The sequence below is a fragment of the Gracilibacillus saliphilus genome (assembly GCF_010994085.1).
Taxonomy (GTDB): Bacteria; Bacillota; Bacilli; order Bacillales; family Amphibacillaceae; genus Gracilibacillus; species Gracilibacillus lacisalsi.
On record NZ_WJEB01000012.1, the window covers coordinates 96,071 to 112,447 of the forward strand.

The 16,377-nt window shown below is 38.3% G+C and carries 16 protein-coding genes and 1 pseudogene; 11 read left to right on the forward strand and 6 right to left on the reverse strand.

Translation table 11 applies throughout. The features are described from left to right. Positions 1 to 17: 17 nt before the first annotated feature. Positions 18 to 1,262: a CYP152 family fatty-acid peroxygenase CypC gene (locus GHT08_RS11270; RefSeq protein ID WP_163581508.1), complete on the forward strand. Its 1,245-nt coding sequence runs from the start codon at positions 18 to 20 to the stop codon at positions 1,260 to 1,262. Positions 1,263 to 1,281: 19 nt separating this feature from the next. Further along, positions 1,282 to 1,503 (forward strand): hypothetical protein, encoded by a 222-nt coding sequence (locus GHT08_RS11275; protein WP_163581509.1) that lies wholly within the window; start codon positions 1,282 to 1,284, stop codon positions 1,501 to 1,503. Between the two features lie 76 nt (positions 1,504 to 1,579). Here GHT08_RS11275 and GHT08_RS11280 read toward each other — a convergent pair whose 3' ends face one another. Further along, positions 1,580 to 2,422, reverse strand: coding sequence for an aldo/keto reductase (locus tag GHT08_RS11280; protein WP_163581510.1), 843 nt, complete (start codon positions 2,420 to 2,422; stop codon positions 1,580 to 1,582). A 124-nt stretch (positions 2,423 to 2,546) separates the two neighbouring features. Here GHT08_RS11280 and GHT08_RS11285 point away from each other — a divergent pair, with 124 nt between their 5' ends. From GHT08_RS11285 to GHT08_RS11295, 3 genes and pseudogenes are all read left to right on the forward strand, one after another. Further along, positions 2,547 to 3,077, forward strand: a complete 531-nt coding sequence (locus GHT08_RS11285) for a DUF6241 domain-containing protein (protein WP_163581511.1) — start codon at positions 2,547 to 2,549, stop codon at positions 3,075 to 3,077. 379 nt (positions 3,078 to 3,456) lie between these two features. Then, positions 3,457 to 3,928: pseudogene (locus GHT08_RS11290) on the forward strand (response regulator transcription factor). 15 nt (positions 3,929 to 3,943) lie between these two features. Then, on the forward strand, positions 3,944 to 4,660 hold the full coding sequence (locus GHT08_RS11295) for an AAA family ATPase (RefSeq protein WP_163581512.1): 717 nt from the start codon (positions 3,944 to 3,946) through the stop codon (positions 4,658 to 4,660). 160 nt (positions 4,661 to 4,820) lie between these two features. Here GHT08_RS11295 and GHT08_RS11300 read toward each other — a convergent pair whose 3' ends face one another. From GHT08_RS11300 to GHT08_RS11310, 3 genes are all read right to left on the reverse strand, one after another. Beyond that, complete coding sequence (locus GHT08_RS11300) at positions 4,821 to 6,992, reverse strand: endo-1,4-beta-xylanase (protein WP_163581513.1); 2,172 nt, start codon at positions 6,990 to 6,992, stop codon at positions 4,821 to 4,823. 364 nt (positions 6,993 to 7,356) lie between these two features. Continuing rightward, on the reverse strand, positions 7,357 to 8,184 hold the full coding sequence (locus GHT08_RS11305; RefSeq protein WP_163581514.1) for an ABC transporter permease: 828 nt from the start codon (positions 8,182 to 8,184) through the stop codon (positions 7,357 to 7,359). A gap of 13 nt (positions 8,185 to 8,197) precedes the next feature. After that, entirely contained in the window at positions 8,198 to 9,121 is a 924-nt protein-coding gene (locus GHT08_RS11310) for an ABC transporter ATP-binding protein (RefSeq protein ID WP_163581515.1), read from the reverse strand. 95 nt (positions 9,122 to 9,216) lie between these two features. Between GHT08_RS11310 and GHT08_RS11315 the strand changes: the two genes are divergently transcribed. The 3 genes from GHT08_RS11315 to GHT08_RS11325 all read left to right on the forward strand — a co-directional run bounded on the left by GHT08_RS11315 (position 9,217) and on the right by GHT08_RS11325 (position 11,975). Continuing rightward, on the forward strand, positions 9,217 to 9,669 hold the full coding sequence (locus tag GHT08_RS11315) for a MarR family winged helix-turn-helix transcriptional regulator (protein WP_163581516.1): 453 nt from the start codon (positions 9,217 to 9,219) through the stop codon (positions 9,667 to 9,669). Between the two features lie 98 nt (positions 9,670 to 9,767). After that, complete coding sequence (locus GHT08_RS11320; protein WP_238343555.1) at positions 9,768 to 10,727, forward strand: alpha/beta hydrolase; 960 nt, start codon at positions 9,768 to 9,770, stop codon at positions 10,725 to 10,727. A gap of 396 nt (positions 10,728 to 11,123) precedes the next feature. Then, positions 11,124 to 11,975: a hypothetical protein gene (locus tag GHT08_RS11325; protein WP_163581517.1), complete on the forward strand. Its 852-nt coding sequence runs from the start codon at positions 11,124 to 11,126 to the stop codon at positions 11,973 to 11,975. A 130-nt stretch (positions 11,976 to 12,105) separates the two neighbouring features. Here GHT08_RS11325 and GHT08_RS11330 read toward each other — a convergent pair whose 3' ends face one another. After that, a complete protein-coding gene (locus tag GHT08_RS11330) occupies positions 12,106 to 12,597 on the reverse strand; it encodes a GbsR/MarR family transcriptional regulator (protein WP_163581518.1) in 492 nt (163 codons plus the stop codon). Positions 12,598 to 12,845: 248 nt separating this feature from the next. Between GHT08_RS11330 and GHT08_RS11335 the strand changes: the two genes are divergently transcribed. From GHT08_RS11335 to GHT08_RS11345, 3 genes are all read left to right on the forward strand, one after another. Beyond that, positions 12,846 to 14,042 carry a quaternary amine ABC transporter ATP-binding protein gene (locus GHT08_RS11335; protein WP_163581519.1) on the forward strand — a complete coding sequence of 399 codons (1,197 nt, stop codon included), beginning with the start codon at positions 12,846 to 12,848 and terminating at the stop codon, positions 14,040 to 14,042. After that, positions 14,035 to 14,871: an ABC transporter permease gene (locus GHT08_RS11340; protein WP_163581520.1), complete on the forward strand. Its 837-nt coding sequence runs from the start codon at positions 14,035 to 14,037 to the stop codon at positions 14,869 to 14,871. Before GHT08_RS11335 ends, GHT08_RS11340 begins: the two co-directional genes overlap by 8 nt. Before the next feature lie 149 nt (positions 14,872 to 15,020). Next, positions 15,021 to 15,932, forward strand: a complete 912-nt coding sequence (locus GHT08_RS11345) for a glycine betaine ABC transporter substrate-binding protein (RefSeq protein WP_163581521.1) — start codon at positions 15,021 to 15,023, stop codon at positions 15,930 to 15,932. Between the two features lie 212 nt (positions 15,933 to 16,144). Here the strand turns inward: GHT08_RS11345 and GHT08_RS22190 are convergent. Then, positions 16,145 to 16,377 (reverse strand): hypothetical protein (locus GHT08_RS22190; RefSeq protein ID WP_238343556.1); only part of this gene is annotated, 233 nt, incomplete at its 5' end.

The window sequence follows — 16,377 nt, forward strand, 5'->3', positions numbered from 1 at the left end:
ATCATGGAGGGTTAAAAATGTCAGATCATCAACAACTACCACAAGAAAAAGGATTAGACCATACTTTAGATCTGTTAAAAGAAGGCTATTATTTCATTATGAACCGTTCCAATAAATTTGATTCACGAATTTTTGAAACAAGACTGCTCGGTGAAAAAGCGATCTGTTTAGTTGGCGAACAGGAAGCAAAATTGTTTTACGATAATGAAAAGTTCCAGCGAAAAAATGCAGCACCTGGTCGAATCCAGAAAACACTCTTTGGTAAAGGTGGGGTACAGGGGCTGGATGATCTAGACCACCGTTACCGCAAAGCAATGTTCATGTCGCTCATGACGGACGATAAATTAGAAGAAATTCGCCAATTCATACGAGAAGAGTGGAAAAATCAATTATTTGACGCACAGAACGAAGTGAATGTATATGAAGCGGCGAAGTATGTACTGACAAGAGTGGCTTTACGATGGACGGGAGTCCCTTTTCAGAAGGAAGAAGCAGATCAATGGGTCGATGAGTTTAGTGATTTGTTCGAACATGCAGCAGATGTGGGACCGAAGCATTGGAAGGCAAGGAGATCTAGACAAAAGGCAGAAGAATGGCTGGAAGATCTCGTTCAACAGGTTCGCAAAGAAACGATAAATGTGGATCAAGACCGTGCCTTATATCAATTTTCTGTGCATAGAGATCCTAACGGCGAATTATTAAAACCTACTATCGTTGCGGTGGAGTTATTGAATTTACTAAGACCAATCGTTGCCATTGCTGTTTATATAGATTTTGCGTTTTTAGCGATGCATGATTATCCAGCTGAAGCCGAACGCATTCGTGAAGGTAATGGTCGCGAATTCATTCAGGAGGTACGTCGTTTTTATCCTTTCTTCCCTTTTACAGCTGCAAGGGTAAAACAAGACTTTACTTGGAATAATTACGAATTTAAAAAAGGGACACTTACATTGCTCGATTTATATGGTACCAATCATGACCCTGTTATCTGGGAAGAGCCAAATCGGTTTAAGTCAGAGCGTTTTCAGAACTGGCAAGGCACTCCATTTTCGTTCATTCCACAAGGGGGTGGTGAATTTGATATTGGTCACCGCTGTGCAGGCGAGTGGATTACGATCGACATCTTACATGAAACGGTAGACTTTTTCAGTAAGGAGATTTCATTCGATTTTCCTGAACAGGATTTCGATTACAGTATGAATGATATCCCTGCTTTGCCACAAAGCAATATCATCATTACCAACATCCAGATCAAACAATAAAAAAAGGAAGGTGTTAATGATGGGAGAGGAACGAAAAAATAAACAAGTAGAGCAAAAAGAAACGGTCGATAACAAGCAAAAAAGTGCTAACGATGAGAAGCGGCCAGAACTGTACAAGTTTAAGGAGCAACAACTAGTCGATGATATTCCACTAAGAGATTTGGAAATTGAAGAGAAGAATCTCAAAGATAAGAAGAATAGCCAAAGCACTTCACAATCAGAGGAAAAGTATAAAAGATAATAGTGATGAGTAAAAGAGGGTGCCCTAAAGTTTAGGAGACACCCTTTTTTGTATGAATTAGTACTATTTGGTTGGCTTAAAATTCTTCATATTCTGCTGGGTTCTGGTCGTTAATTCTGCCATCCGGTCTTGTTAGTTTCCCGATCATTTCCATATCTTCATAGTCTAATGCAAAGTCAAAGATAGAAATATTTTCGACCTGTCTGGTTGGTGAAGTAGATTTAGGAATCGTCACCGCACCGAGCTGATAATGCCAACGCAAAATGACTTGTGCGACAGACTTGTTATATTTATGTGCAACGAATTGAAGTGTTTCATTCTCCATCGTATGTTTAGCGCGATAGAGAGGACTCCACGATTCTGTGACAATACCATGCTCCACATGCCATTTTCGTTGCTCTTCCTGGTTAAAGAATGGATGTAACTCAATTTGATTGATGCTTGGGAGGACGCCTGTTTCTTTTTCTAACCTTTCAAGGTGTTCTGGTAAGAAGTTACTTACACCAATAGAGCGAATCAATCCCCATTTCTTTGCATCAATTAATGCTTGCCATGCTTCCACATAGTGATCCTGTTTCGGATTTGGCCAGTGAATTAAATATAAGTCAAAGTAATCTAAATTGGCACGGAATAATGATTCTTGAATCGCTTCTACAGCCTCATCATATTGGTGATAACGTCCAGGCAGTTTAGAGGCAACTTGTAGTTGTTCTCTTGAAATACCAGATCTGCGAATACCTTCGCCAACCGCACCTTCGTTTTCATAATTATATGCGGTATCTATTAACCTGTAGCCATTTGAAATCGCACTAGCAATAGCAGTGGACCCTTGATTTCCTTTCATGTTAGCTGTACCGAAGCCAATAACGGGAATTTCTAGACCATCATGCAATTTAACGGAAGGCACTACATTACTCATTAAACCACTCCTCATTTAAATAATTCATCCTACATAAGTATTACCACCAAATATCAAAGTCAACACATTAAAGAGACTTGATTTTTGGTATAATTTTGGATATGTTAATTATGGGGGTATTGGTATGAAAAGTAAATTATTAGGTATTATTGGATGGGTAGTTACTATTGGATTTGGGATAGGTGTTCTTGGTCTTGCAATATTTATTCTTTTTGCATTATTATCCGAAGATGAAGTGGCAAATGACGATGAGCCACAAGAGGAAACGACAGCAGAAGTGGATATGGAAGTTAGTGAAGCAGATATCGAGGAAGAAGTACAGGAAGTGAACACTGACAGTATTCAAAGTGAAGCTAATTTTAGGGATACTTTACATCATATGACACATCAAAAAATTCATGCTGAAGATAAATGGGGGGCTGTAGAAATCACGGATGAAAGAATAGACTTAATGCTCGAAACAGCAAAAAACTCTGATTTTACCCATCGTGATTTTTATATTGAGGCTTTAACAGCGTGGCAAAACGGTGATTTCAGTAATGCGGTAGAAGTGCATAATTATATTTGGGAACTAAAGAATGGAACCGTTGGCAGAGCATTACGATTGTATACCGAAGAGGAAGAACAACAGTATATAGAAAAATATTTTCGATAATTCGCATAGTGCGGATTATTTTTTTGTCTAGAAAATTAACTATGTGAATAAAAATCGATGCGCTGTCTAAACGACGTGTATTATGTTATCGCGGAAAACTCTTATTCTTCTTGTTAGATTTCCCGGTTATTTCAACTATACCGGGAAATCTTATAAATAGATTCCTCGTTTTCCTTGTAAATCATATATATTTTGTAAGTGAAAACAACCGTGTTATCTTTTGCTATCGTTGTAGAGCATGATCATAGCGAAGGCCGCCCCCCCTGAAAGGGAAGTGGGCAGCCGGCGGTGGTTAAGCTGTTCAAGTATTTCATAATGGATGCTAGAGAAAGATTCAAGGTACGACTATTTATTTTCAATTGAACAAAGGTGAACAAAAATGACCAAGATATTAATTATTGAAGATGAAGAAAGGATTGCAGAATTACAGCGGGACTATTTAGAATTAAGTGGTTTCGAGGTAGATATCGCAACAACTGGTAGCGAAGGTTTAACCTTGGCCAAGCAAGAATCTTATGCACTGATTTTACTAGATTTAATGTTGCCTGAAATTGATGAATTTAAGCTTTGTGAACAATTCAGAGAAACATTAGACATCCCGATTTTAATGGTAACCGCAAGAAAAGAAGATATCGATAAGATAAAAGGATTTAACCACTATATCGTCAAACCATCAGGTATTCACGAAAGAGCACCTTTTAGAAAAAATATGGGGCTTCGATGCGATCGGTGACAATTCCACGGTTATGATGCACATTCGTAAAATTCGGGAGAAGATTGAACGTAATCCATCACAACCGACTTTTATTGAAACGATCTGGGGTGTCGGTTATCATTTTAAAAAAGAGTAGAAAGCTGGTGAGAATATGTATTTAAAACGAATCACACTAGAGAAGGATAAAAATATTGATGATCGTTACCCTTTTTCTATCCCAGTAATAAAAAGGTTAGAGCAATTGGATATCACCAGTAATGTGACTTTTTTTGTCGGGGAGAATGGGTCAGGTAAATCAACATTACTAGAGGCTATTGCTGATAAATGTGGATTTAATACAGCTGGTGGCGGACGTAATAATTATTTTGAGGTACATGAAGCTCAATCAGCATTAGGGGATTATATTACATTGTCATGGATGCCGAAAGTAACAAACGGTTTCTTTTTGCGAGCAGAAACATTTCATCATTTTGCTACCCATATTGATTCTATCGATGAAGGTGACCTTGCCTATGGCGGCAAGTCGCTGCATCATCAATCACACGGTGAGTCTTTTCTATCATTGTTTCAAAATCGCTTTCATCAACAAGCGATTTATTTATTGGATGAGCCGGAAGCTGCATTGTCTCCCCAGCGACAACTTGCTTTCTTAAGGATATTGCATGATTTATCAGCAAATGGCGAAAGTCAATTTATTATCGCAACCCATTCGCCGATTTTGTTAGGGTATCCGGAGGCGACCATTTTTAGTTTTGATGATGATCGTATTCAGGAAGTTGCTTATGAGGATACGGATCATTATCAAATCACTCGTTATTTTTTACAACATCGGGAACGGTTTTTGCATGAGATTTTGGAGGACGAATAGTATAGAAGGAGCATACTCGACAAGTAGAAGAAAAGTCAAATTTAAAATTCTTTTTTCAGATGCAATAATAATGAGCAAAAGTATACCTTATTAGGGATTGTTTTCTTGAGCGGTTAGGTAGAAAATCGGAACAAAGGTCCATCCCTTTGTTCCGATTTAATTATTGTTTAAGCTTTTTTCCTGTAATCAAGAATGAAGATGCTCCGACTAGTAGCAATATCATACCTAATACTAACCAATTAAATGTATTAGTTGAAGTATCAGGAAGTTCATTACCAACATCAGTATCCTCGCCATCAACAGGATCTTCTCCGTCTACTGGATCTTCGCCATCAACAGGATCTCCACCGTCTACCGGATCCTCACCATCAACAGGATCTCCACCGTCTACCGGATCTTCGCTATCAACAGGATCTCCACCGTCTACCGGATCTTCGCCATCAACAGGATCTCCTCCTTCTACTGGATCCTCGCCATTGACAGGATCTTCTCCGTCTACCGGATCCTCACCATCAATAGGATCTTCTCCATCTGCTGGATCCTCATTATCTATCCCCTCTGGCCAATTAACTAGAAGTGTATCGGGCTCATTATTAGATCCAACCTTTTCCACCTTAATCCAGTTGATTGAGAAGGCGTTACCGCCACCGCCTCCGCGAATAGCGATATTACCAATCAGACCATCAGCAGGTTGTGCCCCGTCTAGTTTTATTTCCGTTGTTAAAGTATAGCTTCCCATATTTACCATTCCATTGTTGAAATACGCAGGTATATGCTCAGCCACTTCATTAGCAGAATACTGATAACTGTTTACCTCTGCTCCATCTGCACTAGTATAACCACCATTTGAGTTATCTTTTATCCAACGTACCCGAATAGAGTTAGTACCTTTTGCGGTATAGTTGAAACTTAAACGGTATGTTGCGTCTTTTTCAGGAGTGAAAGCCACTTTATCCTCCTCATCTGTTGTGGACCATGGCCACTGGGATGAATCGTTACCTAGTATGATATTTGCTCCAGACCAACTGTCTCCATCACTCGTATCATACACATAAACACCATCGATTTGTTTTTCTTCTTCCTCTGTAGCAGGTTCAATGTATTCATGGGTTGCAAGAAACTCTTCAGGGTATAGAATACCTAGCAATGCTTTTTTTGCATGTCCGTCATAGTCATACGGCATAGCAAATTCGCCACCCTTCCAGCCATCGCGTACATCTCTCACACCGGCGAGTTTCACTGTTTCGATAACCTTTGGATTATCCGTAGTATTAGCTGGACCTGCAGCATAATTGCGATAGATTTGGAACAATTCAGCATACTTCATACCCTGATTATTCTCATTCTCAGGAGTTAGTTCTCCAGGTGGTAAAGCAATGTCCATCTCAGTAACATGAACCTTGACACCTGGGAGTGTCGCAAACAGTTTAATGTTTTCCTCAATGTCTTGGACATTAGTGGAGAGGTTATAGTGCCCCTGCATACCGATAATTTCAATCAGAGGTTTGCCATTTGGTCGGACATCTGCATACTTTTCATTAATATCTTTTACCATCTTATAAACAACTTGAGCTTTGTCACGAGAATCAAGACCAAAATCGTTGTAGATCAATTTGACATCCCAACCATTGCTGTCAACAACTTCGGCTGCTTTCAAGAAAGCAAGCTCCACCCATTCCCAGTCTAGCGCCATGTACCAGCCTTCTCCTTTGGCTAAGGATGCTTTCCAATCGTCAGGGTATGGGGTTCCAATAGCTTCGTTGACAACATCGATACCTTCAATACGACTACCATAGTAGCCGAGTACATTCTCAATATGAGTATGGAGGTTTTCAAGAGCAGTTTCTCTGTCGAATTCACCAGTCTGATCGTATCTTGCCGGTGGCGCGTCCCACATCCACGTAGGTGTCTGAGAATGCCACGCGAGAGTATGTCCGTAAAAAAGCATATCTGGGTTTCTATCAGAATAGGTTTTCATCGCATTATCCGCACTGGTGTATGTAAAGGTCCCTTTTTCTTTTTGAGTATTCTCAGGCTTCATCTCATTACCAGGAGTATAGGAAGCATAATTGTAAAGCAATCCTTCCATCTCCCCTTTGCCGAAGATACCAAAGGAGAAGTAATCTTTATATTGATCTTTTAGAGCTGGGTAATTTTCGTAAGTTAATCCTGTGGGAGGTAAGTCGTTGCTAGTAGCCGCGTTAGTAGTTAAGATGCTGTTATTTGAGATGGATGCCATCAGTAGTATTGCCAGGAATAGTGACAAGGCTCGTCTAGATAAGGCTTTTTTAGCAACTGAAACGAGCTGTTTAAGAGATAAATTAATCTTCATAAATAGTTTTCCTCCTCTAAAAAGAATTTTCCCTCATTTTATTTTGATCGGTTTTCTCCATCTTCATTAATCGCACTAAGATTAAGCGCTTTCTTTTTTGGTAACTAAGAAAACATGTTTCATCCTCTCCTTTATATTTTTTAAAGTTTTGTTGCTTGTATACTTGTATACCACCTCGAGTAGGGGGTGTCAAGCGTTTTCTGATTTAATACAGCCACATCGGTATTTGCTTGCTCTCAATATCTTTGCAGAGGGTTTGTGTTAAGGCTAATAAAAGTTGTTGGAGTGAAAGAGTTTTGGTATTGGTAATTTAAATAATAGCGGAAAGCATGTAACAAGAAAAACCGGACAAGGTCCGGTTTTTTCACGCATGTGCTCGTTTAAAACTAATTGTTGCAATCGCGACAAAGACGACTGCGAATGCTAAGATAAATAAAATTTCTTCAAACACAGATACAGTTCTGCCAAAGACAGTAATATTTAAGCCCATTGTTTCTTGTACTGTTTGAGATAGACTATCTACGTCAATCATAATTTTCTTCATCACGTCGACACCGTATGTAACAGGATTCAATTTGACAATGACATCGAGCCAACCTGGCATATTACTGACAGGAAATAGTGCGCCAGATAAGAATATCATCGGCATAACAATAATTTGCACAATCAGTTGAAATCCTTGTGTCGATTTAATCATACTGGCAAATAACAAGCCAACACCTGATAATGCCGCACCAAGTAAGAACATAAACGGAATGACTTGAATCAGTGAAATAATGCTGTAGGATAATCCTAGAAAAGGAATAAGCAAAAACAAAATAACACCTTGAATGGTTGAAACCGTTGCTGCTCCTAACATTTTCCCAACAGCAATACTTACACGTGAAATTGGTGAAACCAAAATTTCTTTCATATAGCCATAGTTTTTATCCTCGATCACAGACATGGCGGAAAAGATCGCTGTCATTAATAACGTCATAGCGACAATGCCAGGGAATACAAATTCGACATAATTAAATCCGCTAGATTCTTCTCCAAAACCGCCAGACATCATGGTTTCCATTGTTCCACTTAAACCACCACCGAATATAAGCAGAAATAATATCGGCATCGAGAATGACCCAAGAAGTCGTGCTCGATCACGAAAAAACTTCGTTAAATCACGCTGCCAAATTGCTATGATACCTTCCATCAGAATTACCCCCTTATTCCTTAATTTTTCTTCCTGTAAAAGCTAAAAACACATCGTTTAATGTAGGTTTGCGAATATTTAATTTCGTAATCGGAATTTCTAAGGTTTTGATAAATGAAGAAATAAAGGCGTCACTACTTTCGACCTTGAGATGAATCGTATCATCCTCCACTTTCACTTCGACCGTTTCCATTTTGTCCTCAATTTCTCTTAATGCAGCATCATTATCTTCCGTAGACAATTCAATAATGTCACCACCAAGCTGGTCTGTCAGAGCGGTAGGAGAGTCGATCGCAATAATTTCGCCCTGGTCCATAATCGCCACTCGATCACTAATCTCAGCTTCATCTAAATAGTGTGTGGTGAGAAACATTGTAATACCTTCTTTTTCTTTAAGCTTTAAAATATATTCCCATAGGTGTGCTCTCGTGTTTGGATCCAGTCCAACAGTCGGCTCATCTAGAAAAAGCACTTTCGGATAATGAAGAAGTCCACGCGCAATCTCAAGACGGCGTTTCATCCCACCGGAGTATTCTTCCACACGCTGGTTTTGTTCATCAACCAAATCGACAATTTCTAGTACTTCCTGAATGCGCTGATCTCGTTTGTTTTTAGGCACATTATAAAAACGACAGTGTAATTTCAAGTTTTCGTTAGCTGTTAATTTTTCGTCTAATGTATTTTCTTGAAAAATGATGCCGATGCTTGCTCTAACTTCATCTTTTTGCTTTTTAGCATCGTAGTCATTGATGATAATCTCGCCGGAAGTTGGTTTTAGCATCGTACAAATCATATTGATTGTCGTACTTTTACCTGCACCATTAGGACCGAGAAAGCCAAAAATTTCGCCTTCTTTAACATCAAAGGTAATTCCTTTTACCGCATCTACTTTTTTATAGGTCTTGGTTAAATCCTTCACGGAAATGATAGAATTCAATATGTAACCTCCTTAACAACTAAGATAGTTATGATATAATAACTATTATCCACTGTATATTTAATGAAGTCAATCTATATGAGGGAGCGAAATAGATGGAAGAACGAGATACATTAACAAATGAATTGGTAGAACAGGCATTAACTGTATTACCAATATTGACAAAAAAGATGTTTGGTACATCTCCGATTACGAAAAAAGAAGGACTTCACCCATCCCACTTCCATGTGTTACACATTGTGGAAAACATGGGGCCAATTCAAATGGCAGAGATTGCTAAAAAATTAGATATTAACAAATCAAACTTAACTCCATTGATTCGAAAACTGATGGAGAAGGAGTTTATTATTAAAACGAAGGATGAAACAGATCGCCGGATCACATATATTCAAATGACGGAAAAAGGAAAACAGTTTTCAACTGAGAAAAAACAGATTCTTTACCAAGTAGTGCGAGAACGTTTTACCACATTAGCGGATCAAGATAAAGGAGCCTTAAAAGAAGCATTTATAACCATTAATGAGGTCCTGACATCATTAGAAAAATGAAAAAAATGTCGAAATTTTCCGGTTGTTCCAATAAAAAGTCCCCTTTTCGAAACAAATGCTTGTTATAATATGTATAAAGATGTCGAAAGGGGATTTTTGTGAAGATAGGTAAAGGTTTAAAAATAATGATAGCGCTTATCGCTATTTTATTATGCATAGATTTATTTGCTGGAAACTATTTTTATAACCTCGCGATCAAACGTGAACAAAAGACTTTTTTACAAGGAAATGAAGACTTAGAAGTATCCGCATCAGCGATGAACGTCTTTACCGAAGGCGGATGGCGAGACTGGGTGGCCAGTCAGAGTTTTGAAGGTTGGCAGCTGCAAACTTTTGATGATTTAACTTTAAAAGGATACTATTTACCGGCCACTACTGATACGAACAAAACAGTTATTTTTGGTCACGGTTATTTAGGAAAAGCCACAGATATGGGGTTATATGCGCAATACTATTATGAAGAGTTAGGCTATAATATCTTTCTTTTTGATATGAGAGGGCATGGAAAAAGTGAAGGAGAGTACTTTGGTTTTGGCTGGCATGATCGCCTGGATGTTTTGGATTGGACAGATCAAGTTATTGAGCGTGTAGGAACGAATGCAGAAATTGTTCTACATGGGTTATCGATGGGTGCAGGCACGATGCTGATGGCAAGTGGAGAAGAACTTCCTCCACAAGTACAAGCGGTCATCGCGGATAGTGGTTATACCAATGTATATGACCTTTTTCAATATCAAATGAACAGGATGTACAACATACCAGCATTTCCGGTATTACCTACAACGAGTATGGTCTCTAATATACGTGCCAATTACTCCTTTTACGAAGCTTCCGCTATTGATCAGGTTAAGAAGGCAGAGGTTCCGATTCTTTATTTTCATGGAAAAGAAGATACGTTTGTCCCAGCTAGAATGGCAAATGAACTCTATGAAGAGACTAATAGTCATGCAGAAATCTTTTTATATGATGATGCCGGGCATGGTGAAGCATACGCACTTCATAAGAAAAAATATCAAACTAAATTGTCTGATTTTTTAACAAGATTTATAGATAAGTAGCAGATAGGTGATGAACTCACCTATCTTTTTAATTAGGCCCTTAACTAAAATCGGTCCATTTTTTACCGGGAAAACCTCTCGTTCTATTTGATAGATTTCCCTGTAATTGTATTTTTATCGGGAAAATCAGCCTTTTCTCAGGCGCTTTTCCTGGTAAAACCACTTTCACGGGGAAATCTTAAAGTTTCATTTAGCAGTTTTCTGATTCGTCCTGTCCGTACTTTGAAAAAAGGGTCGTTCACTGTGCAAGGATAAAATGAAATAGCTAAAGATCTCAAGAGATATTGGTAATAAAGCCTTATAGGAGGATGATAAATAGTTTGTTATTATCAAAAATAGGGTATATTATTAATAAGTAATATTTTTGATATTAGATGGAAAATGGGGGAAATCGACATGAAAAAGAAATTATTGTTTGTCATTCTAGTATTGCTGTTATCGTTAGTAGTAATGGCGTGTACGCAAGATGGCAAAGATGTAAATGAAACAGAAGATCCAGAGAATGAAGTAGAAGAACCAGCAGAAGATGCATCTTCCGAGGAAGAAATACCTACACTTGATCAAGAACAAGCAAAAGAGGTGTTGAATGATTACCAAGAAAAATTTATGTCTGTCATAGAAAATACGGAGGATGACGGTACTTTAATAGATTATGATTCAAAAGAAGCACTGAAAGAAGAATTCATGACCGTTATGTCAGAGGATTTAGCCGACTCATTTGTGTCTCACTATTTCGAAGAGGAAAATGATAAGGTATATGTTGTTGCAACTGAGGCACCTGTGTGGTTTAAAGAAGATAGTGATTTTAGTTTTGAACAAGTGAATGATGTAGAATATGAGGTAACACAAGATCAATCAAACGAGTTAATCGGAAATGTAAGAATGACGTATGTGATTACATCAACAGATGATTCCTGGATTGTTAGTGAAGTAAGGTCTGAAGATTTAAACGGAGAGAACAATGAGAGTGAAGAAAGCGAAGAGCAAGTATCAGACGAAAACAATGCTGATGATAACCCGGAAACGGATACGAGTGAAATTACGGACACAATAGCAGAAGATTTAGTAAGAAATCACCTTAATATTTCACAGGATAGTGATCTCCATGTCGTAATGGACCACAAAGAGGATGGCGACTTTGTTGTTCAAGTGTATGAATTAGTTTCCAATGGTGAAACAAGTCATACTGCAACGGTTGGTTGGTATATCGTTGATCAAGAAGATGGGACAGTTGAAGAGAAGATGTAATCAAATGGGACAGCATATGTTGTCCCATTTTTACATATAGTACATATAAATAAAGCTTATAAATTTTAGTAACTCCCATCATTTAGAATATTCATATGGCCAGGATCACTGTGCAATATTAGTACTTAAATTAAAGAAAATCATTCCTCTTAATATTCGAAAAAACCGTTTCAAGCGAGCGATGAAAGGAAATTGCTTCTTGAATTTTATGCTCAAATAATTCCTTTTGTTCATGGGGATAGCGAACTAGATCCTCTTGAATATCTGCTAAGTTGTTAATTTGCAGGTTGAGTGATTCGAGCCAGCGATTAACGTAGGTTTTCATGAACTTCTTATACAAATCCTCACGAGCTTCGTATAAGTCTTTTCGCACACCTTTTTGAAAGACACGTTCGACTAAATTAAATTCCTGTAATCTGCGAACGGCATAGCTCATTGCTGTTTTACTTTTACCTAGGGCATCTTTCATTTGGTCTAAAGTCATGGGAGCTCCATTTAAATAAAGCGTAACAAATAATTGAGCTTCTGTTTTATTTAAAGAAAACATTTCAAGTGTTTTCGAAAACTCCGAAATGATTTGATTGTTTACTCTTTCTAAATTAGCATCAGCTTTTAGTGTCATAAAACTATGATAACTCCTTTCAACCCTCTTATTAATATCTTTACACTACATAAATAAAAAATCAATGTTAATACTAAATAAATGGTAAAGGCAAGGATTTCCATTTGTAAAGTTTAAACTTTACAAACGTAACAAACGGAAAAAAAAGTGTATAAAGCTTGAAATTCATAAGTAAAACCTTTAGCATAGTATAAGTGATGCATAAAATGACGGGAAAAGTCGAATACAAATTGAGGTGATATAGATTCATGTCTGTCATTAGTGTTAAGAATTTGTCGAAAATTTTCGGCAAGAAAACAAAAGAAGCTCTCTCATTATTAGATGAGGGATATGCAAAGGAAGAAATTTTAGAAAAAACAGGATGTACAGTCGGTGTAAACCGGGCGACGTTTGAAGTCGAAGAAGGCGAAGTATTCGTTATTATGGGGCTTTCTGGTAGTGGGAAGTCAACACTTGTACGTTTATTGAATCGCTTGATTGACCCTACGGAAGGTGATGTAGAAGTAGGTGGAGAAAATCTTGCGAAGGTAGGTAAAGAAACATTACGTAAAGTCCGTCGTGAAAAAATGAGCATGGTCTTCCAAAAATTCGGATTATTTCCTTTCCGTACTGTGTTAGAAAACACGGAGTTTGGACTGGAAATTCAAGGGATTAAAAAGGAAGAGCGTGCTGAAAAAGCTAAAGAAGCTTTAGAATTAGTAGGATTAGGAAGTTTTATTCACCAGTATCCCGATCAATTATCAGGTGGTATGCAACAACGTGTTGGTTTAGCTAGAGCCTTGGCAAATGATCCGGAAGTTCTACTTATGGATGAAGCTTTTTCTGCATTGGATCCATTAATTAGAAAAGATATGCAAGATGAGTTATTGGACCTTCAGCAAAAAATGAAGAAAACGATTATCTTCATTACCCATGATTTGGACGAAGCCTTACGGATCGGTGACCGAATTGCACTGATGAAGGATGGTTCCATTGTTCAAATCGGTACGCCGGAAGATATTTTAGTAAATCCGGCCAATGACTATGTGGAACGATTCGTTGAAGATGTTGATCGCTCCAAAGTATTAACAGCTAGTCATATTATGAAGCGACCTGAAACGGTTGATATAGAAAAACATGGTCCAAGAGTTGCGCTAGAAAGAATTCGTGAGCAAGGCTTGTCAAGCATTTATGTGGTGGATCGCTCTAGACAATTAAAGGGTTATGTCACAGCAGATGATGTTAAACAGGCTCGGGATAATGGAGAAAAAGATTTACACAGCATTCTACGTACAGATATGCCTACAGTTGGATTAGAAGCGGCTATTCATGAAATTTTTGAAATTATTCATGATGCGCCTGTACCTGTAGCTGTTGTGGAAGATGGCAAAATGAAAGGCATCATTGTACGAGGTGCAGTAATTGCAGCATTAGCAACTGGAAATGGGGTGATGGAAGATGCTTGATTTTATTCCCGAGATTCCAGTAGCACAGTGGATTAATACAGCTGTTGGTTGGATGAAAGATACATTTCAATTTATTTTTGATCCAATCAAACAAGATTTTGGTCAATTCGTTGAAACTACTGCAGACTGGTTAAATCAAATTCCAGCACTAATTGTAATATTAATCGTTGCTCTTATTGCTTTCTTTGTATCAGGTAAGAAATTTGGATTGGTAGCGTTCTCTATTATTGGTCTCTGGTTTGTCTATAATCAAGGCTTATGGGAAGAATTAATGTACACATTCACACTAGTTCTTTTTGCCAGTTTGATATCCATTATTATTGGTATTCCAGCTGGTATATGGATGTCGAAAAGTAAATGGGCCCAAGCGATTATTACGCCAATATTGGACTTTATGCAGACGATGCCTGCTTTCGTTTATTTGATTCCTGCCGTTGTATTCTTCGGAATTGGGATGGTACCAGGTATTTTCGCATCTGTTGTATTCGCAACACCACCTGTTGTCCGCTTTACCAATTTAGGTATTCGACAAGTATCCAATGAGTTAGTGGAAGCTGCTGACGCATTTGGCACAACAGGATCTCAAAAGCTGTTTAAAGTAGAATTACCGATGGCCAGAAAAACGATTATGGCAGGTGTAAACCAAACGGTAATGCTTGCGTTATCTATGGTTGTAATTGCATCAATGATTGGTGCACCAGGGCTTGGTGATAAAGTATTAACAGCTCTGCAACGTTCACAAGAAGGACCTGGGTTTGTAGCAGGTTTTGGTATTGTTATTTTAGCGATTATTATTGACAGAGTTTCTCAAAACTTAAATAAGGGCTAAGCTTAATAAGCTTTGCTAGATTAGTAGCACAAAGCTGGTTAGAAAATATGTCAAGACACTGTGAAGTTTTTAAAATTAAGGCGATAAACATTTCCAGTTTAGCCTGGGAATGTTTAAATATAACTTTTAAAAAAAGGGGAGGTTTATTCATGTTAAAAACATGGAAGTCTTTTGGATTAATGGCAGCATTAGCTTTAGTATTTGTACTTGCAGCTTGTGGTGCCGATGATGAAGGTGACGACGCTACAGGTGATGAAGGCAATGATGAAACCGCTGCAGTAGGTGAAGGTGAAGAAATTGAGTTAGTGTACGTAAATTGGGACACTGAAATTGCCTCAACACATGTTGTTGGAAAAGTCTTAGAAGATTTAGGGTATGATGTAACTCTTACATCTATTGAAAATGCAGCAATGTGGGAAGCAGTTGCAAATGGAGAAGCAGACGGTATGGTTGCAGCATGGTTACCAGGAACACATGAATCACAATATGAGGAATTTGGTGATCAAGTAGTACAACTAGGGCCAAACCTTGAGGGAGCACAAATTGGTCTTGTAGTACCATCCTACATGGATGTTGACTCTATTGCAGATCTTACAGATGAAGCAGATCAATCGATTACTGGTATTGAGCCAGGTGCCGGTGTGGTAAGTGCTACTGAAAAGGCTCTCGAAGAATATGAGAACTTAAGTGACTGGCAAGTGCAAACATCTTCAAGTGGTGCAATGACAACACAACTTGGAGAAGCAATTGCAAATGAAGAAGAAATCATTGTTACTGGTTGGTCTCCACACTGGAAATTCTCTGATTATGATTTGAAATATTTAGAAGATCCAGAAGGTGTTTTTGGTGAAGCAGAAACAATTGAAACAATGGTTCGTGAAGGACTAGAAGAAGATTTACCAAACGCATATAAAGTGTTAGATCAATTCGAGTGGGCAGAAGAAGACAGTAACTCTGTTATGCTTGAAATTAACAATGGCACAGATCCGGAAGACGCTGCAGCAGAGTGGGTAGAAGCTAATTCAGAAAAAGTTGCTGAGTGGACTGAAGGTGTAGAATAATTCATAGTTGAATTTGAAATCCTCCTCGCAGGAAGAAGCGAGGGGGATTTTTTGTTAAGCGGGCGCTCTGCGCTTTTCTTATCAGATAGTAAAGTATATAATACGCGGCATGATATTGTTTTTGTATCATAGGTGGACATTTTGAAATGATATGTAGACGGAAAGCATCGCTCCGGCTGCCCGCTTCCCTTTCCGTGGGGTTTTACCTTCAGCTAACTTTTCCAAGCAAAAACCGCTTGAAAAATTGGATCTTCAGGTAAAACCGTTTCCACAGGAGTTGAAAGCGGGCGGCCTCCGCTATGAAGCAGCTCTACAACGTAAGTGACAGCTAACTTTGAGGTTTTATACAATAAAAGACGTAATGTCCGTACGTTAAAAAAATGTAGAACGTTATTTAGCGCAGGCGCCCACTTCGACTCCTGTGGGATCAGCGTGATCTGAAGAT